Below are 17,720 nucleotides of genomic sequence, written 5' to 3'. Positions count from 1 at the left end.
GGGTCGGCCCGTGGGCCCAGGCAGTTCCCAACACAGCCAACGCCGCCACCACGACGCAGGCCCTCGCGATCGTTCCCTTCATCCCCGTCTCCTCCATTGGATCGGCTTGCGCGGCATTGCGCGTGCCGAAGCTTATGGCTCGGCATTTAGACCAGATGGGAGACCGGTTTCTTGCACGAGAGCGAAGTCGCGGCAGCCGTCTTCCCCGGGAGGCAAGCCTCCCGCTCCACAGCATCGGCTATTCCAGCTCCCGTTGAAGGTCTAATCTTGATAGCTCGACGCTACGCGAGGTGCACACGATGGCCATCACAGAAGCCGCCCGCCTGAAACTCCTCGCGCCGCCTGCCGGCCGTGTGCGCGTCGTGCTTGATACCGACACCTACAATGAGATCGACGATCAGTTCGCAATCGTCCAGATGCTGCTGTCGCGCGATCGCCTCGACGTCGAGGCGATCTATGCCGCGCCGTTCTTCAACAAGCGCGCGGAGAGCCCCGGCCACGGCATGGAGCTGAGCTACCAGGAGATCCTGCGCCTGCTCGAGCGGCTGAACGTCTCGCCCGACGGGCTGGTGCATCGCGGCGTCGCCGACTATGTCGGCCCTGACAAGCAGGCCCGTGAGGCGGCCGCGGTCGATGATTTGATCGCCCGCGCGCGGGCCGGATCACCGGACAATCCGCTCTACATCATTGCCATCGCCGCCATCAGCAACGTCGCCTCGGCGCTGCTCAAGGCGCCCGACATCATCGATCGCGTCGTCGTGGTGTGGCTCGGCGGGCATGCGCTGGAATGGCCCGATACGGCCGAGTTCAACATGAGGCAGGATGTCGGCGGCGCGCAGGTGCTGCTCGACAGCGGAGTGCCGCTGGTGCTGGTGCCGTGCCTCGGCGTCACATCGCGCCTGCACTCGACCGTGCCGGAGATCGAGCGCTACGTCGAACCGCACGGCAGCATCGGCGCGTTTCTGGCGCAACGCTTCAAGGAGTATTCGTCCGATCATCTGGGCTGGGCCAAGGAGATCTGGGACATGGCGCCGGTTGGCTGGCTGCTCAATACCAGTTGGGCGCCGAGCGTGATCATTCCCGCTCCCGTCCTGACCGACCAGATGACGTGGAGCATCGATCGCCGGCGGCATCCGATCCGGTACGTCACCTTCATCGACCGGAACGCGATCCTGAAGGACTTCTTCCTGAAGCTGAAGGCGTTTGCCGAGACGCAGGCGTAGGGTGATTGCCCCGCGACGGACACGGCGAGCTACGGCTTGCGCCGTACGCTCGATGAGCCGAGGCGGACGCCGCCAGCCGGCCCACCCTTCACTTCGCTTTTCTACACCGCCCAGTAGTTCGGGTGCGTATACGACTGCGAGCGATCGCCCCAGTCGAATTCGTCGCCGTCGATCTCGCACGGGCCCGTCTGCAACTCTGCCAGAGTCGCCTCGGCTTCATAGGCCTGACGCACCGGATCGTATCGAAGCGCGCTCCACTTCACGGGATAATGGTGGTGGGTACTGAGCACCCCGCCGGTCTTGATCACGGCGTAGGCCACCGTTCCGCTCAGCTTTTCGAGCATCAGCCGCTCGATCGATCCGAGTTTTGCGCCGTCGCGCCCATAGACGTGGACGTGCTCGACGCGGTCACTGGGCACCAAGGTATGATGCATGGCATCCTCCCTGTTTCCGATGGTTTGGCCGTAATCTAGCACGAAATGACTGCAGTGGAGCAGGTCGGCAAAGTACGTCCGTCGCTTCTGCCAATGACCCCGGCGGCTTACGCCCTGCCCTCAGTCCTCGATCGCCGCCTCGACAAATCCCCGTGGGTCGGCGCAGAACTCGCGCATGACCCGGTAGTGATCGGTCTGCTCGACATCGACGGGCTCGAGCCCGTATTTCGACAGCCGCAGCAGCGTCGCGTTGGGATAGGCCATCAGTACGGGCGCGTGGGTTGCCATAATGACCTGGCAACGGCCCGATTGATCCATGCGCCGCAGCAGCTTCAGGAACTCGATCTGGCGCGCCGGCGACAAGGCCGATTCCGGCTCGTCGAAGATGTAGATGCCCTGCTCCTGGCAGCGCTCCTCGAAAAACTGGATGAAGCCTTCGCCGTGGGAAAACGACAGGTAGTCCGGCGCAAACTGCGGGCGCCGCGTCGGCCGCCGCAGCGAGATATTGTTGCGCCGCCACGGCCGAACGATCGAGGTATCGAGCGACCGAGAAGAACGTCTCGGCGCGAAAGAACCAGCCGTAGGTGACTTTCGGGACCCAGCCCGCGCGCAGCGCGATCGCCAGATCCGCGCCCGCCTCCTCGATGCCCTCATCGACGGACCGGTGTCCCTTCCCGCCACCGCCACTGTCAAAGCCGGCGACCGCGGCGCCCTCCAGGATCGTGGATTTGCCGGCTCCGTTTTCGCCGACGATGATGGTGATGGCGTTCTCGAAGCTGAGCTCGAACTCGTGCTTGAAGATCGGCAGGCCGAACGTATAGGCCTCGCGATCGGGGATGAGCGATGGATCAAGCCAGACGCGCTTGAGATACGGGGCGGGAAGATTGATCGGGCGGTGCCGCCTGCGCGCCATTATGCCGTCGCCTCCGTCAGCGCCTCTGCCACGAAGCCTTCGGGATCGTCGCAGAACTGGCGCATCAGCCTGTAATGGTCGGTGTTCTTCAAGCCGACAGGCTCGAGCTCGCCTCTCGTCAACCGCAGCAGCGTTGCGTCGGGATAGGCCATCAGCATGGGCGCATGGGTCGCCATGATCACCTGACAGTGGCCGATCTCGTTCATCCGGTGCAGCAGCTTCAGGAATTCGATCTGGCGCGACGGTGACAGCGCCGATTCCGGCTCGTCGAAGATGAAGATGCCCTGCCGCTGGCAACGCTCGTTGAAGAAGCGCAGGAAGCCTTCACCGTGGGAGTGAGACAGAAAGTCCGGTGGCAGCCCGCCGAAGGGATCATCGAGCGCCGCCTCATCCAGATATCGCGCCACCGAGAAGAAGCTCTCGGCGCGGAAAAACCAGCCATTGGTGATCTTGGGCAGCCAGCTCGCGCGCAGCGCCGATGAAAGCGATCCGCCCGTCTTCTCCAGCGCGCGTGAATGATCGACCGGCATGTAACCCTTGCCGCCGCCGGCGTCGTCATAGCCGGCCAGCGCCGCGATGCCCTCCAGCAGCGTCGACTTGCCGGTGCCGTTCTCGCCGACGATGATGGTGATCGCCTTGTCGAAACGCAGCTCGAAATCGTCGTGCAGCAGCGGCAGCGCGAAGGGGTAGACGTTGCGGTTCGCGACGCGTGCGGGATCGAGCCAGACGCGCCGGAGATAGGGCGCAGGCATATTGATCGTGCGGTTTCGCCTTGCCACTTGCCCTGCCCTGAAACTTGCCGCGATCTTGCGCGATACAATCGCAGAGCGGTTGCATTACGTCAAGAACATATCAAGAACATTGTGTCACAGGCCAAATGCCATGCCGAGCACCGCCTACACCCTCTTCCGCAAGGCTGTTCTCACCGAGCAGCAGGTGGTCTGCGTCTATGACAGTCGGCCGCGTCAACTCTGCCCGCATATCATCGGCCACAACAAGAGCGGCGAAGAGGTCGTGCTGGCCTGGCAATTCGCCGGCGAGAGCTCGGGCAGACTACCGCAATGGCGCTGCATGCGGCTCGCCCATGTCAGCGGCATCAGCTTGCGCAAAGGCCGCTGGCACGAAGGCGGCTCGCACCGCACCGAACAGACCTGCGTCAGCGCGATCGATCTCGATATCAATGTCCATGTGCGCAAGCGGCGATGATGCGGTCCTGATGGTGCGCCCTTGGCACTGAGTTGCCCGACGGCGCAAGCCCTCTGCGCGAAAATATTTCTGCTTATCAGAATTACGGTTTGATGTATGAATCTCCCGTCTCACCCGATTGAGGGGCGCTTCGCGATCGTCACGAGTGTTGCGGTGAGATGCGGTGGACGCCGATTGCGCAACTGACGAGTGTGCATGAGGCGGACGGCGAAATCGTGCAGGCCTGACGCCCTAGTGGCAGGTGTCCTCGTTCAAGACGCACTTGCGTCTTGAACGAGCGGTGACAAAAGAGCCCAGTCTCGCCGGGGAGAGCCCGTATAAGCCGTAAACCATCGCGCAGGGAAAGCCGGATTGCTCCGGTTACACCTGTGGTCCTACCCCCTGTGCTTTTTTCATTGCACAGGGCCCATGGGTGCGATCGGCACCCGGCTTTCCCTGCGCCCTCTGCTTGATGAGAGGGCGGAACGAGAAGCAAAGCTCGGACAAATCATGTCGCGAGAATGCGAAGCTGTATCCTCATCCCATCTGTCATCGCCCGGCCTCGACCGGGCGATCCAGTACGCCGCGGCTTCTCGGTTCATTCACACCCGTCTCTGGAATACTGGATCATCCGTATGCGCATGCGCGGGTGATGGCACTGTGCGGTATTCAACGGGACCCATAACCACATATGGTCATTGGTGATCGATGCAGGAGCGACGAGTCCCCTTCACAACGATCGCCGCGGAGTATGGGTCCCTGCTTTCGCAGGGACGACGGAGAGAGTTGCGTGGCCCCACCCTACGGCTGCTCCGCCTCCTGCAACACCTCCAGCACAAGCTCCATCGTCATCAGCACCGGATTGCCGCCGCGCACCAGCCGGCCTTCGGCGATGCCGCCGAGATAGTCGACCAGCGCGACGTCGAGCTCGGCATGCAGCCGGCCATCGGCATCAGGTGCGATCTCGCCCGCCGTCACCGCAAGCTCGGTTGCGAACGGCACCACGCTTTGGCCGTCGGTGAAGACAGCGCCGATGGTCGAGCCGACGCCGCCGTGCAGGCGGGCGCGCAGGATGCCGTGCTGGCGGCAGAAGCCTTCCAATGCGCAGGCAAAATCCTGGTTCGGCCGCAGCCGCAGCGCGAAGGCATGGCTGGAGGTCTTGTCATGGCTGAAGGTCTTGGCGCCTGTGCGCGGAGTTGCGACCGGACCGAACAGCTTGAAGTTGGTCTCGCTGTCGGGTTCGGCGAGGAACGTCGCGCCGTCGATGCCGAAGGCGTCAACCTCAAAGGACTCGGCGACGACGGTCTCGTCCGGCAGCATGTGCCCGCCGTTGAAGCGGCCGTCCGCCTCCGTCCACAGACCGTGGCAGTGGAAGAACGGCGCGCCATCACGCTCGCCGAAGGTCAGCGCGGCGAGCTTGAGCCGCGTCACGCCGTCGGGACGGAAGGTGTCGCTGTAGAACGCCGCGTTGGCGCCGTCCTTGGACAGCGCAGGCATCACATAGGCAAACGGTCCGAGCGCACCGCTCCTCGCGTTGAGCACGCCGCTCGAAAACCCTTCCGCCGCAAAGCCGCGGCGCACGGCCTCAAGCAAGGGAATGCCGGCTGGAAGCGCGAATGAGAAGGCGCGGCCGCGCGCGGCGACCGACTGGATGCGCTCGGGAAGCGGAGCGCCGGGCTGGGCGATGCTGCGCATCGCGCTAGCCGCCCGGCGATTTGGCGATCACCTCGAGCAGCCCGCGCGCCTCGAGCTCGTCGCGGATCAGCCGCTTCGGCACCTTGCCGTAGCCGGACTTCGGCAGCGCCTCCCAGAAGAAGAAGCGCTTCGGCATCTTGTAACGCGGCACCTTCGGCGCGAGGTACGCCGCAAGCTCCGCTTCGGCGACCGCCTTGGTGCCCTCGCGCGCAACGCAGACGGCGACGCCGACCTCGCCCCAGAAGGGATCGGGCACGCCAAGCACGGCGACCTCGCCGACCGCGGGATGGGTCAACAGCTTCTCCTCGATCTCGCGCGGATAGATGTTGGAGCCGCCGGAAATGTACATGTCGGAAGCTCGGCCGGTGATGTAGACGAAGCCCTCCTCGTCGATATGGCCGAGATCGCCAGTCCGAAACCAGCCGTCGCGAAACGCCTTCGCATTGGCCTCGGGGTTGTCGTAGTAACCGGCGAACACGCCAGGGCCGATCACGCAGATCTCGCCGGTCTCGTGCGGCTTCAGCTCGCGCCCGTCATCGCCCTGGATCGAGACCTGCATGCCGGTGCGTTCGAAGCCGCAGGTGCCGATCCGCGCATGCGGCCCGTCCTCGGGATCGTGCAGACCCGGCGGCAGCACGGTGATGTTGCCAGTGACCTCACCGAGGCCGAAATACTGCACCAGCACGCCGCCGAGCTTGTTCAGGGCAGCCTTCTGGTCCTCGCGATACATCGGCGCGCCGGCATAGATGATGTAGCGCAGCGAGGAATGGTTGTGCTGGTCGGCAGCGGAATGCTCGACCATCATCTTCAGGATGGTCGGCACCGTGAACATGTTGCTGACGCGGTGCTTCGCAATCAGCCGGAACGCTTCGGCGATGTCGAACTTCTCCGACGGCAGCAGGATGGTCGGCACGCCGCGCGCGGTCTGCACCAGTTGATGCACGCCGGCGCCATGCGACAGCGGCGCCACCACCAGCGAGGCGTCCTGCTCGGTGGTGCCGGGCATCAGGTCGGCGAGATGATTTGTGATCACGAAGGCCATCTGGCCATGGGTCAGCACCGCGGCCTTGGAGCGGCCGGTGGTGCCGGAGGTAAAGAAAAACCAGCAGGGATCGTCGTACTCGACCGCGATGTTCTCGACCTCCGCGCCGGCGTGCTTGGCGATGACGTCGCCGACGGTGGCTTCGCCGAACGTGCCCTCTTCGCCGATCCGCCAGGTGAATTCGAGCGCGGGATGGGCCGCCGCCTTGGCGTGCTCGGGGAAGTCGGCGTGACAGAGGAATGCCTTGGCGCCGGAGGCCGCCGCGAGATAGGCGACCTCATCCGGCATCAGGCGGAAATTGGTCGGCACCCAGACCGCGCCGAGCCTGAAGGCCGCGAACATCGACCAGAACATCTCGTCGCAGTTCTTGGAATGCACCAGGATGCGGTCGCCCTTGACGATGCCGCGCGCAGCAAGCGCCGCCGCCAGCGCCGAGACGTTCTGGTCGATATGGCGCCAGGACCACGACTTCTCATTCCAGATGAAGCCGGGGCGATCGCCGTGGCGGCGGGCGTTCTGGGTCAGGATGTAGGCGAGGTTCATCACCCGGCGCGACACCCGCGCGATACCGCCGCGCGGCGCGGTCACAGCCGTCCCGCTCATCGCTGCCCCGCCGATACGCGCAACACACTGGGCATGGTTAGGACAATCATCAGCTGTTTCCTCGGTCAGAACCGGGCGTCTTCAAGCGCCGCAAGGGGGATCTGGGACCCGGTTTATCGCCAAGCCACGGGCTTCGGCAAGGCCCGCACGATGCGGCCCTTGCTCGACGGCGCCAGAGAGGCGCAGTGCTGCCTGACCGCACGCCGGCGACCGCTGATGATTGCAAATCGCCGACGCCAGGACCGGCGCTACGAATGCTTGGCCAGCTCCTGCTCGCTCAGGTTCCAGTCCTGCCAGAGTTGCAGCGCGCCCACGATGGCGACGAGCGCGCCGAGGACGATGTGCCAGAGTTGCAGCCCCTGATCCATCGCGTAGCCGAGCACATAGGGCGAGGCGATCAGCCAGAGGCCGAGCAGGACGGTCGCCACCTCCTCCCAGCGATGCAGCGCGACATATTCGAGCTGGGCGAGACCCAGCACCAGCATGCCGACCACGAAACTGTTGAGGACGAGGTGGGTGCGTTCGAGATCGCCGGTGTCGGTGACCTGGATCGGAAACCACGGCGAGACCATGATCAGCACGCCGAGCAGCATGCCGAACCAGTCCTCCCAGGCCCGGTGTGTCTTGAAGAAACGATTGTCCGACATGACGGTTCTCCTCCCGAACAGAGGCATACGTCGGCGGCCGGCAACCCTGATTGCCAAACCATCAACCGGCCGCAGCGGCGGCGTATGTCTGATGCCAAGCGTAATCGAACCGCATTCACCCGCAAGGCCCTATGTGTGCGCTGCGGCAGAGGCATTCCGGTCGCGCCTTGGCGCGGACGAGTTCGCGCGCTTAGATCAGGCACAGTGAATCAACCAGGATATTGCGATGGCTGCCGTCCGCGACAACAAAGCCCAACAGCGTTTCGAGCTCGACACCGAGGGCGGCATGGCCTTTGCGAATTATCGGCTGACACCGTCGGCCGTGATCATCACCCATACCGAGACACCGCGTGCCCTTCGCGGCCGCGGCATCGCATCGGACCTGGTCGAGGGAGCCCTGGACCTGATCCGCGCCGACGGCAACAAGGTGATCGCCGGCTGCAGCTTCGTGGTGGACTACCTGCACAAGCACCCGGAATACGCGGACATTGCGGGCTGACACGCCTCCCCTCAGACGATCCGGATCGACATGTCAGGCAGGCCGTCGAGCTTGCACAGCAGCACGTCGCCCTTCACCACAGGACCGACATTCTCCGGCGTGCCGGAATAGATGATGTCGCCGGCCTTGAGCTCGAACGCCTCGGAGAGCTTCGCGATCTGCTCGGCAACGCTCCAGATCATGTTCTTCAGATCCGAGCTCTGCCGCACCGTACCGTTGACCGCGAGCGAGATCGCGCCCTTGGTGAAGTGGCCGGTCTTATCAGCCGGATGGATCGGCCCGAGCACCGCGGCGTGGTCAAAGCTCTTGCCGATCTCCCACGGCTTCTTCTCGGCGGCCATGCCGTTCTGCAGATCGCGTCGCGTCATATCGAGACCAAGCGCATAGCCGTAGACGTGATCGAGCGCGTTCTCGGGTGCGATGTTGGCGCCGCCGGACTTCAGCGCCGCGACCAGCTCGACCTCGTGATGATAGTTCTTGGTCAACGACGGATAAGGATGATCGGCGACCGTGCCGATCGCGACGTTCTGGATCGCGTCGGTCGGCTTCTGGAAGAAGAACGGCGGCTCGCGGGTCGGATCGGAGCCGCGCTCGATCGCGTGCGCCGCATAGTTGCGGCCGATGCAATAGATGCGGCGAACCTGGAATACCTCGCTCTCGCCGACGATCGGGATCGTCGTGACCGGCACGGGAAATATCGGCTTCGGCGCGGGCTGTGCCGGCGCAGCGTGCGCAGCAGCGCCGGCCAGCGCCAGGGCGCCGGTCGTCAACATCGTCCGGCGATCGAGATCAGTCATGGGCGTTCTCCTTGTTGTTATTTGCCGATCTATAGATGCTCGCCGATCCATAAAAAAGGGCCCGCGCTGGCGCGGGCCCTGCCCTGGTGGTGTCTGCGGCCATGCCGTCAGTGTTTGATGTCCGGCGGCAGCTTGCCGCCATTGGCGGCGAGCTTCGCCATCACCTGCTTGTGCAGCCAGATGTTCATGCTGGCGGAGTCGTTGGTGTCGCCGGTGTAGCCAAGCTCCTTGGCGAGCTCCTTGCGCGCGCCGAGGCTGGAATCGATGTCGAGCGCCTTCATCAGGTCGACGATCGAAGTCCGCCACTCGAGCTTCTCCTTCTTCGCGGCGACCGCAGCGTCGAGGATGGGCGCCACGTCAACCGTCTGCGCGGGCGCCGCACCAGGCGCGGCAGCCGGAGCAGAGGACGATGCGCTGGCGGAGGACGATCCACCCGCGGGAGCCGTGCTTGTGGCCGCTCCGCCAGGAGGCGTGGCGTTCGCGCTGCCGCCGAAGATCGCGCTCATGATTTTTCCGAAAATGCTCATCGTTCGCTCCCACAGGACTTGAGATGGTGTGAAGGCCGGACGGCGCTGGGACGTCCTGCCGCGGTCGCACATCAAGTGTACCGCCCCCTCAATAGCTTGCCAATGCGACATTCACTTAAGCGTGAGTGAGTGCGTGCTTTCGATCAGATTTGGGAGTACGTTAGTAACACAGTTCGCGACATGGCCAGTTCCCTGCTCTGTCTTTCGCGTCTGGCCCGCTCGTGATCGCTTCGAGAGACGGCTCGTCTGTGCCCGTGCGTCGGGTGCAGAATGCGGTCGTCCAGAGGGAGACAACGACCATGGCCACTCCATACCAAGGCAATGTCAGATCGATGACGCAGGGCGGAAAAGGCACCGCATCTGCGCCGGTTATCCGCACCATCGGCCTGTCCGATTTGCATCAAGCGCTGCGTCTCGGCTGGGAAGACTTCAAGGCGGTGCCAAGCCACGCCATCATCCTGTGCCTGATCTATCCCGTGCTCGGCCTCGTGCTCGCGCGCACGGTGCACGGCTATGCCGTGCTGCCCCTGCTGTTTCCGTTGGCCGCGGGCTTTGCCCTGCTCGGCCCGTTTGCCGCAATCGGCCTCTACGAGATGAGCCGCCGCCGCGAGAACGGCGAAGAGGCTTCCGCATGGAACGCCCTGCAGGTGTTCCGCTCGCCGTCGTTCGGTGCGATGCTCGGAGTCGGCACGCTGCTGTTCGCGCTGTTCGTGACCTGGATCGCGACCGCGCAGGCGATCTACACGGCCGCCTTCGGCTACGCGATCGCCGCTGACGTTCCCGATTTCGCGGGGCGCGTCCTGACCACACCGCAAGGCTGGTGGCTGATCGTGGTGGGCTGCGGCGTTGGCTTCCTGTTCGCGCTCGTCGCGCTCTGCATCAGCGTGATCGCATTCCCGATGATGCTCGACCGTCAGGCGACCGCTGGCGAAGCGATGGTGACGTCGATGCGCGCGGTCGCAAAGAACCCGGTGCCGATGGCGGCCTGGGGCCTCATCGTCGCGGCGTTGTTGGTGCTGGGGACGATCCCGTTCTTCCTCGGCCTCGCGATCGTGATCCCGCTCCTGGGCCACGCCACCTGGCATCTCTATCGGGAGGTCATCGTCAAGGATCCGAACGCGCACCCGGTCATTCCCGAGCCGCGCGCGCGCAAGCCTGCCGCCGATTTTCCCGCCAACCTGTTCCCGTGGCGGCGGGGCGATCGCGGCTGAGTGTTAACCACGATCGTGCACGATCCCGAATGCACGACCAACCGCCGGCCCAAGTTCGGCCGGCGGTTTGCCGTGCACACAGCGCGATCCGGTCATCAACAGGACTTGATGCTGATGCAGTAGTTGCAGCACAATCCGACGTCGACGGGTTGATCACCAGCCTTGTTTTGGCCGCTGTTGCCGAGAACATACGCGCCGGGTTGCGCGACCGATGTCGATGAGATCGTCGCCTCCGGAGTGTACGGCCATATGACCTCTCGCATTTCTCTTCGCACGCTTGCCATTGGCTCTCTTCGCACGCTTGCCATTGGCGCGTGGCTTTTGACATCGACAGCGTCGGCGCTCGCCGCCCCCTGCGGCACTGGCTCGTTCGATGCCTGGCTTGACGATTTCAAGAAGGAAGCCGCCGCCAAGGGCATTTCGCAAAACGCGATCCAGGCCGGGCTGAACGGCGTCACCCTCGACAAGGCCATCCTGGCGCGCGACCACTCGCAGCAGGTATTCAGCCAGACCTTCGAGCAGTTCTCGGGCCGCATGGTGCCGCCGCGGATGACCCGCGGCTCCAACATGATGAAGCAATACGGCTCGGTGCTGTCGCGGATCGAGGAGGCCTACGGCGTGCCGGGTGAGATCCTGGTCGCGATCTGGGGGCTGGAGACCGATTTCGGCGTCAACACCGGCAAGTTTCCGACCATGCGGTCGCTGGCGACCCTCGCCTATGACTGCCGCCGCTCCGACATGTTCAAAGCCGAGATGATGGATGCGTTGCGCATCATCGAGCGCGGCGACCTTCAGCCGCAGGAGATGCGTGGCGCCTGGGCCGGCGAGATCGGCCAGACCCAGTTTATGCCCTCGTCCTACATCAAGTTCGCGGTGGACTTCGACGGCAACGGCAAGCGCGACCTGCTGCACAACGTGCCTGACGTCCTGGCGTCGACGGCAAACTTCCTGAAGAGCTATGGCTGGAAGAAGGGCAAGGACTGGGAGCCCGGCAGCGAGAACTTTGCGGTGATCCAGCAGTGGAACAAGAGCGAGGTCTACGCCAAGACCATCGGTTATTTCGCCACCCAGCTCGCCCACGCTCCCTAAAGCAACTTCAGTTCTGATCGAATCAGAACCGAAATTCCGGCGTCTTGTTTTGACGCGTTTTCTTCACGCGAACCCGCGTCCACTTCGCCCGAAACGGTCTCAGACATATCAAAGGGCCGGCTGCCCCAGGCAACCGGCCCTTATCACAATCAACAAACGCTTACTTCGCCATGCTGGCGTGCGCAGCCTTCGCGAGGTGCGCGCCGCAAGCGCCCATCTTGCCGTTCAGCATCGCGTCCTGGGCCAGCGAGATTTCCTTCTCCGCCATAAACTTGACCTCGTTATCGGCCATAGCTTCGACTGCGGATTCAGTCTTGGTCAGGTTCGGGCCGCTGCAACCGACGTCCATTCTGGCGGCATGAGCAGGAACGACAGCGTAAGCAACGACAGCCATTGCGGCTGCGCCGATCAATGTTTTGATCATGGGAATTATCCATCTTGTTCGTAGACAGATACCAGCGTGATTGCTGAATCTGCGGAACGATTATTCGCTGTTCCCGGCAGCGTTCAGAATGAACTTCGCGCGATATGAATGTGATCGACGCTGCGTGCAACTCGCGCATGCGTTGAATAACAATTTCATTACAAGCCGGAAAGAAATCGCGTCGCGACTACCTTTTCTGTGACGTCGCCTCGATCAAGCAGCGGGATGGGTCCGCAGTTTGCGATACCCGGCAACGCGACCAAGGCGATCAGTCACCTCGGCTCCACGCTCCACAACGCTTGCCGCTCACGGCAATCGCTGCTGGCTGGTGTACCGCTCCTCGGCGAACCGGCGAATGCTCACAGTGCCCCTCCGACCGCCGTCAACAGCAGGACGGCGACAACCGAAGCAGAAGCCCGGCAACGGTTAGTGCATCCGGTTGCCGCCTCGTCATTCGGGCTCTGGGTGCCAGAAAATGAATATACATTCATATAATGACATAAGCTTCTTATGCGAATCACGCATGGAACCCAGTTGGAGATGCCCACGGTCGCAGCCGCTCTCGGCATTGATTTTATGGTCTTTAATTACCACCTTTCGATGTTGTGGTAGGTTTACCGGGAATACGTCAACCTATTGAACTATAATACATTCCATTCGAAATTCCATATCGGGCGGAACTCCCACGAGCCGCTGCACGCCGCAGGCCCGGAACGGTTAATTGAAACTTACCTCCGCTATGCATTTTGAGCTTAGCTGCATCGCAACATCGGAACTACTGCACTGCAAAATCTCATCTATATTCATTTCAACGATGAGGCTTTGAAAAGCTGAATCTGAACTACTAGGAGACTACAAATGCTGCTCTCGCTCATCCGCATGATCCAGGCTTTCCGGGATTATCAGCGCAATGTCAGCGAACTGTCCCAACTCAGCGATCGCGAACTGGCTGATATCGGTCTTGATCGCTCGGACATTCCGCGCGTTGCCGCCGGCACCTACAACAGCTGATCGCTCGTCAACTATTTGATGAACGGATAACGCCCGCTCCTGCAGCGGGCGTTATCGTTTTTGGCTCGGTTTCAGATGCACACGGGATCAAAACGCGCTAACGCTGCGCGATGACACTGCATCACTCTTCTTCCCAACCCGTGCACATCGTGGGCGCGGGGCTCGCCGGCTCGGAAGCCGCCTGGCAGGTCGCCAATTCCGGCGTCCGCGTCGTTCTGCACGAGATGCGCCCGCTCCGGATGACCGAGGCTCACCGGACCGAAGGCTGCGCCGAACTGGTCTGCTCGAACTCCTTTCGCTCCGACGACGCCGCCAACAACGCGGTCGGGCTGCTGCACGCCGAGATGCGGCGCCTGAGCTCGCTCATCATGCGCGCGGCCGATGCCAACCAGGTGCCCGCCGGCGGCGCGCTGGCGGTCGATCGCGACGGCTTCTCCGCCGCCGTCACCAAGGCGCTGAACGATCATCCGCTGATCGAGATCAGCCGCGAGGAAGTGGCCGGTCTGCCGCCCGCCGACTGGACTAATGTGATTGTCGCGACCGGCCCCCTCACCTCGGCACCGCTCGCAGACGCAATCCGGCAGCTGACCGATGAGAGCGCGCTGGCGTTCTTCGACGCGATCGCGCCGATCGTGCACAAGGATTCGATCGACATGTCGATCGCGTGGTTCCAGTCGCGCTACGACAAGGTCGGTCCCGGCGGCACCGGCGCCGACTACATCAACTGTCCGATGGCAAAAGAGCAGTATGACGCCTTCGTCACGGCGCTGCTCGAGGGCGAGAAGGTCGACTTCAAGGATTGGGAGACCAACACGCCCTATTTCGATGGCTGTCTGCCCGTCGAGGTGATGGCCGAGCGCGGTCACGAAACGCTGCGTCATGGGCCGATGAAGCCGGTCGGACTGACCAATCCGCACAATCCGACCGTGAAGCCGTATGCGATCGTCCAGCTGCGGCAGGACAACAAACTCGGCACGCTCTACAACATCGTCGGCTTCCAGACCAAGCTGAAGCATGGCGCCCAGCAACGTGTGTTCCGCACCATTCCAGGCCTGGAGAAGGCGGAATTCGCGCGGCTCGGCGGCTTGCATCGTAATACCTTCCTGAACTCGCCGAAGCTGCTCGATGCGCAATTGCGCCTGCGCGCGCAACCGCGGCTGCGCTTCGCGGGACAGATGACGGGCTGCGAAGGGTACGTCGAATCCGCGAGCGTCGGATTGATCGCAGGGCTCTGCGCCGCGGCCGAGACGCGCGGCCTGTCGCTGACGCCGCCGCCCGCCACCACGGCGCTTGGCGCACTGCTCGGCCACATCACCGGCGGCCATATCGAGACGATCGAAACCGGCCCCCGCTCGTTCCAGCCGATGAACATCAATTTCGGCCTGTTTCCGCCGCTCGCCAATCCGCCGACGAAGAAGCCCGACGGCTCGCGGCTGCGTGGCAACGAGAAAACCGTCGCCAAGAAGCAGGCGATCAGCGCGCGGGCGCTCGCCGATCTCGATCACTGGATCGCAGACCATCTGCGCGTTGCGGCCGCGGCCTAGGAACCATGAGCTTGCCGAAAGACGACGCTGCCACCCTGTCGGCGCGATGGAGCCAGGGCGTCCTGCTCAAGCGCGACGTTTTCTCCACGGTTGAGCGCGGCCGCTTCCGTGCCGATGGCGGCGAGGTCGAGGGCGTGCTGCGCCGGCTCGACCAGGTGCCGTTCTGGTCGTTCGGCCTCGCGCTGCATCTGTTTTCGCGCGAGCGCCGCGCCTTGACGCTGGCGCGCGATCTCGACGTCGGCCCAAAGCTGCTCTGGGCCGGCCGGCGCGCGCTGGTGCGCGGTTTCATCGATGGGGTCGCGCTGCACCTGGCGAAACCGCGCGGCGATGTCGCTTATTTCCGCTCGGCCAAGGCCGCGCTGCGCAAGCTGCACCGCGCCGGGATCTGCCACAACGATCTTGCCAAGGAACAGAACTGGCTGGTCGGCCGCGACGGCCGCGCCTACCTCACCGACTTCCAGCTCGCCGCCTGTTTCAAGACCCGCAGCCGGCTGTTCCGGATCGCAGCCTACGAGGATCTGCGCCATCTCCTGAAGCACAAGCGCAGCTACGCGCCGGAGGCCCTCACGCCGATGGAGCGCAAGGTGCTCGCCAAGAAATCCGCGGTCGCCAGCATCTGGCTCAAGACCGGCAAGAAGGTCTATCAGGCGATCACGCGCGGCATCTTCAACTTCACCGACCGCGAAGGCGGTGGCCGCCGGCTGGTCAACGACGCTCCCGTGCTGGTCGACCTGATCCGCAGGAATCCCGAGGTGCGCGATACCGCGATCGTCGCCTTTGCCGATCGTCGGGTCGGCGTCGGGTTATACGCCTTCGTCGAGGCGGATCAGTCGGCGCTGGAGAAGACGCTGCGCAACGAGCTCGCCGCGGCCAAGGGGATCAAGCCACCCGAGCATATCCAGATCGTGCACGCACTGCCGCGCGATGCAGCGGGCAAGCCGCGCACCGAAATCCTGCAGCTCGTCGCCATGAATCAGGTCGACCTGATCGAGCCGATGATGAAAAGCGACGCTGACAGGGAATTCCTCAGGGACATCCTCGAACAGCGGAAGAATCTGCGCGACCGCTTCAATTTCGAGGTGGCCGAAATGGACCGGCTTTCCCGCTAGCGCATTTCGGCTCTGATTGAGTCAGAACCGAAGCTCAGGATTTCTGTTTCACGCATTTTCTTCACACGAAGCCGCGTCAGCTTCGCCCGAAAACGCTCCAGAACAATCACCGGCAGCCCTCGACAAACGCGTCCCGAAGCCCCACTCTTGCAAGCGGGGCGCGCTCAAGGGACTTGTTTAATGCCACTCACTCGTGGCCGTATCGGAGGATATGATCCCGAACGGTTGGCGTTCGGATTCATCATGCTTGACGGCGACCAGCCGGTCGAATGCCAGATCAGTGATGCTGCAATGGATGAGTTGGCGGGCGCGCGGGGAACGCCGAGCATGGCGCGTCAGGCCCAGTTCGTGGCGCTGCGCGACGTCGTCGAGAAGATCGCATCCGACCTCTACGACAGCGGCCCCATGGTCAAGGGCGTGACGATCCGGATTTTCACCAAGCACATTCCCAAGCAGCAGAACGAAAGCTGACGCGTTTTCTTCACGCGAACCGGTATCCCACATCGCTCGAAAACGCTCTAGCCGCCGAAGTCCCTGGTACGCGTGGCGCGCCACAGCGTCCACAAGATGCGTAACCGTGACACAGGCTTCGGAAGGAACGGATCGCGGTCCGCCCTTGCCGCCCGGACCAGTTCACGGCGAACATGGGCGAGCGGCAAAAAGATCGGCCTCACCGCCGACGGAACGTCCGCGAGCAGCGTGAGTGCCGTATCGAGATGGGTTTGCGCCTCGCCCACGAGCTGATCGACCGCCGCGCGGATCTCGGGCGTCAGCTTGCCGGCAAAGACCTTTTCCTTGGTGCTGCCGTGCTGCTGGAGCAGTTGCAGCGGCAGGAAGAGCTGATGTCGCGCGGCATCGCGCCCAAGCGTCGCGATCACCTGCGCCATCCCCTGTGCGAGGCCTGCATGACGCGCGAGATGATTGATCTGCTCGGACGGCCGCACCACTACCCTCGCTGCAAGCGAGAACAGCGCTGAGGCCGTCTCACTGACATAGCCCTCGAGCGCGGCCATGGTCGGCATCGGGTCGTTGTAGAGATCGAATTGGTGCTCCTCGACCAGCCGCGACAGCGACGAGACCGGAAGGCGGTGTTTGCGGATCGCCTGCAGGAGTTCAGATGCAACCGGATTGCCTTCGACGCCGCCGTGCTCCGACCCGGCCAGCATGTCGGTCCACCATTGCAGTCGCATCTCCCCGGGCAACGGCTGACTGACGTGCTCGTGCACGCGCGATATCTCGACGTTGAAGGCGTAGATCGCGAGCAGCGCCCGGCGTTCGGGACCTGATACGAACAGGGTCGACGCGTAGCGCACGAAATCATGGGTCCGCACCAGGTCGGCGCAGAACGCCGCGCCGTCCTTCGGCGCCTCCGTCACGCTCATGGCACCGCGATCAGAGCCGCTGCCACACGTCGCCGCTCGCCAAGCATGATGTTGTAGGTCCGGATCGCGGGGCCGGTCAGCATGGGCTCCAGCACCACGCGCACCGCGCGCAAGGCCTCCCGCAGCCCTTTCGGCGGGATCCAGACGTCGTTGCCGCTGCCGACGATCAGAGTGTCGATCGCGTTCGCGGCCTCGAACACCTGGGCCAGCGAGTATTGGTCGATCTCCTGCAGCCTGGTCACCGGCCAGGCCCAGATCCCGCTCGGCAGGCACAGCAGCGAGCCGCGGTGCGACATGTCGGCGAATGCGAAGCCCCCCTTGCCATAGGCTTCGATCGGCGCCGGCCTCGGAAGATGTGGAGCGTCCGAGGGATTGACCATACTGG

At 63.6% G+C, this 17,720-nt stretch carries 19 protein-coding genes and 2 pseudogenes; 9 read left to right on the top strand and 12 right to left on the bottom strand.

The genetic code is table 11. The features are described from left to right. A pseudogene (locus tag AS156_RS44395) lies at positions 1-82 on the bottom strand (SRPBCC family protein); the annotation flags it as partial. 217 nt (positions 83-299) lie between these two features. Between AS156_RS44395 and AS156_RS15690 the strand changes: the two are divergent. Continuing rightward, positions 300-1,223 (top strand): nucleoside hydrolase, encoded by a 924-nt coding sequence (locus AS156_RS15690; protein WP_066505668.1) that lies wholly within the window; start codon positions 300-302, stop codon positions 1,221-1,223. Positions 1,224-1,324: 101 nt separating this feature from the next. Here AS156_RS15690 and AS156_RS15685 read toward each other — a convergent pair whose 3' ends face one another. From AS156_RS15685 to AS156_RS15675, 3 genes and pseudogenes are all read right to left on the bottom strand, one after another. Further along, a complete protein-coding gene (locus AS156_RS15685; RefSeq protein WP_066505666.1) occupies positions 1,325-1,657 on the bottom strand; it encodes a PRC-barrel domain-containing protein in 333 nt (110 codons plus the stop codon). Between the two features lie 120 nt (positions 1,658-1,777). Next, positions 1,778-2,570: pseudogene (locus AS156_RS15680) on the bottom strand (AAA family ATPase). Beyond that, positions 2,570-3,349: an AAA family ATPase gene (locus tag AS156_RS15675; protein WP_066505658.1), complete on the bottom strand. Its 780-nt coding sequence runs from the start codon at positions 3,347-3,349 to the stop codon at positions 2,570-2,572. The pseudogene AS156_RS15680 and the gene AS156_RS15675 overlap by 1 nt, the downstream one beginning before the upstream one ends. A 103-nt stretch (positions 3,350-3,452) precedes the next feature. On the opposite strand from AS156_RS15675, the gene AS156_RS15670 reads away from it, so the two are divergent. Then, positions 3,453-3,776, top strand: a complete 324-nt coding sequence (locus AS156_RS15670) for a hypothetical protein (protein WP_066505656.1) — start codon at positions 3,453-3,455, stop codon at positions 3,774-3,776. A 780-nt stretch (positions 3,777-4,556) separates the two neighbouring features. Here AS156_RS15670 and AS156_RS15665 read toward each other — a convergent pair. The 3 genes from AS156_RS15665 to AS156_RS15655 all read right to left on the bottom strand — a co-directional run bounded on the left by AS156_RS15665 (position 4,557) and on the right by AS156_RS15655 (position 7,742). Then, the gene (locus tag AS156_RS15665; protein ID WP_066505654.1) at positions 4,557-5,450 is read right to left on the bottom strand and encodes a PCC domain-containing protein; all 894 of its coding nucleotides are present in this window, start codon (positions 5,448-5,450) and stop codon (positions 4,557-4,559) included. Positions 5,451-5,454: 4 nt separating this feature from the next. After that, positions 5,455-7,095, bottom strand: coding sequence for an acyl-CoA synthetase (locus AS156_RS15660; RefSeq protein WP_066505652.1), 1,641 nt, complete (start codon positions 7,093-7,095; stop codon positions 5,455-5,457). Positions 7,096-7,343: 248 nt separating this feature from the next. Continuing rightward, positions 7,344-7,742, bottom strand: coding sequence for an SPW repeat protein (locus tag AS156_RS15655; RefSeq protein ID WP_066505645.1), 399 nt, complete (start codon positions 7,740-7,742; stop codon positions 7,344-7,346). A gap of 226 nt (positions 7,743-7,968) precedes the next feature. Between AS156_RS15655 and AS156_RS15650 the strand changes: the two genes are divergently transcribed. Continuing rightward, on the top strand, positions 7,969-8,241 hold the full coding sequence (locus AS156_RS15650) for a GNAT family N-acetyltransferase (RefSeq protein ID WP_066505644.1): 273 nt from the start codon (positions 7,969-7,971) through the stop codon (positions 8,239-8,241). An 11-nt stretch (positions 8,242-8,252) separates the two neighbouring features. Here the strand turns inward: AS156_RS15650 and AS156_RS15645 are convergent, their stop codons facing one another. Together AS156_RS15645 and AS156_RS15640 are read right to left on the bottom strand one after the other, a co-directional pair. Beyond that, positions 8,253-9,038 (bottom strand): fumarylacetoacetate hydrolase family protein, encoded by a 786-nt coding sequence (locus tag AS156_RS15645; RefSeq protein ID WP_066505643.1) that lies wholly within the window; start codon positions 9,036-9,038, stop codon positions 8,253-8,255. A gap of 107 nt (positions 9,039-9,145) precedes the next feature. Next, positions 9,146-9,565: a DUF3597 domain-containing protein gene (locus AS156_RS15640; RefSeq protein WP_066505642.1), complete on the bottom strand. Its 420-nt coding sequence runs from the start codon at positions 9,563-9,565 to the stop codon at positions 9,146-9,148. 299 nt (positions 9,566-9,864) lie between these two features. On the opposite strand from AS156_RS15640, the gene AS156_RS15635 reads away from it, so the two are divergent. Both AS156_RS15635 and AS156_RS15630 read left to right on the top strand, forming a co-directional pair. Next, complete coding sequence (locus tag AS156_RS15635) at positions 9,865-10,776, top strand: DUF2189 domain-containing protein (protein ID WP_066505641.1); 912 nt, start codon at positions 9,865-9,867, stop codon at positions 10,774-10,776. A gap of 249 nt (positions 10,777-11,025) precedes the next feature. Next, positions 11,026-11,865, top strand: a complete 840-nt coding sequence (locus tag AS156_RS15630) for a lytic murein transglycosylase (protein WP_066505899.1) — start codon at positions 11,026-11,028, stop codon at positions 11,863-11,865. 160 nt (positions 11,866-12,025) lie between these two features. On the opposite strand, the gene AS156_RS15625 is transcribed toward AS156_RS15630, so the two are convergent. Next, entirely contained in the window at positions 12,026-12,289 is a 264-nt protein-coding gene (locus AS156_RS15625; protein ID WP_066505640.1) for a hypothetical protein, read from the bottom strand. An 858-nt stretch (positions 12,290-13,147) separates the two neighbouring features. On the opposite strand from AS156_RS15625, the gene AS156_RS40670 reads away from it, so the two are divergent. From AS156_RS40670 to AS156_RS15610, 4 genes are all read left to right on the top strand, one after another. Then, complete coding sequence (locus tag AS156_RS40670; protein WP_082747523.1) at positions 13,148-13,300, top strand: DUF1127 domain-containing protein; 153 nt, start codon at positions 13,148-13,150, stop codon at positions 13,298-13,300. Positions 13,301-13,410: 110 nt separating this feature from the next. After that, positions 13,411-14,844: a methylenetetrahydrofolate--tRNA-(uracil(54)-C(5))-methyltransferase (FADH(2)-oxidizing) TrmFO gene (gene trmFO, locus AS156_RS15620; protein ID WP_066505639.1), complete on the top strand. Its 1,434-nt coding sequence runs from the start codon at positions 13,411-13,413 to the stop codon at positions 14,842-14,844. 5 nt (positions 14,845-14,849) lie between these two features. Beyond that, the gene (locus tag AS156_RS15615; protein ID WP_066505637.1) at positions 14,850-15,953 is read left to right on the top strand and encodes a serine/threonine protein kinase; all 1,104 of its coding nucleotides are present in this window, start codon (positions 14,850-14,852) and stop codon (positions 15,951-15,953) included. A gap of 180 nt (positions 15,954-16,133) precedes the next feature. Beyond that, a complete protein-coding gene (locus AS156_RS15610) occupies positions 16,134-16,424 on the top strand; it encodes a DUF1488 family protein (RefSeq protein ID WP_066505636.1) in 291 nt (96 codons plus the stop codon). 47 nt (positions 16,425-16,471) lie between these two features. Here AS156_RS15610 and AS156_RS15605 read toward each other — a convergent pair whose 3' ends face one another. Together AS156_RS15605 and AS156_RS15600 are read right to left on the bottom strand one after the other, a co-directional pair. Beyond that, a complete protein-coding gene (locus AS156_RS15605) occupies positions 16,472-17,335 on the bottom strand; it encodes a phytoene/squalene synthase family protein (RefSeq protein WP_066505635.1) in 864 nt (287 codons plus the stop codon). Next, positions 17,332-17,715, bottom strand: coding sequence for an Mth938-like domain-containing protein (locus tag AS156_RS15600; RefSeq protein ID WP_066505634.1), 384 nt, complete (start codon positions 17,713-17,715; stop codon positions 17,332-17,334). The genes AS156_RS15605 and AS156_RS15600 overlap by 4 nt, the downstream gene beginning before the upstream one ends. Between the last annotated feature and the right edge of the window lie 5 nt (positions 17,716-17,720).

This window comes from Bradyrhizobium macuxiense (assembly GCF_001542415.1).
GTDB lineage: Bacteria > Pseudomonadota > Alphaproteobacteria > Rhizobiales > Xanthobacteraceae > Bradyrhizobium > Bradyrhizobium macuxiense.
This window is presented reverse-complemented; position numbering and strand designations above follow the sequence as displayed.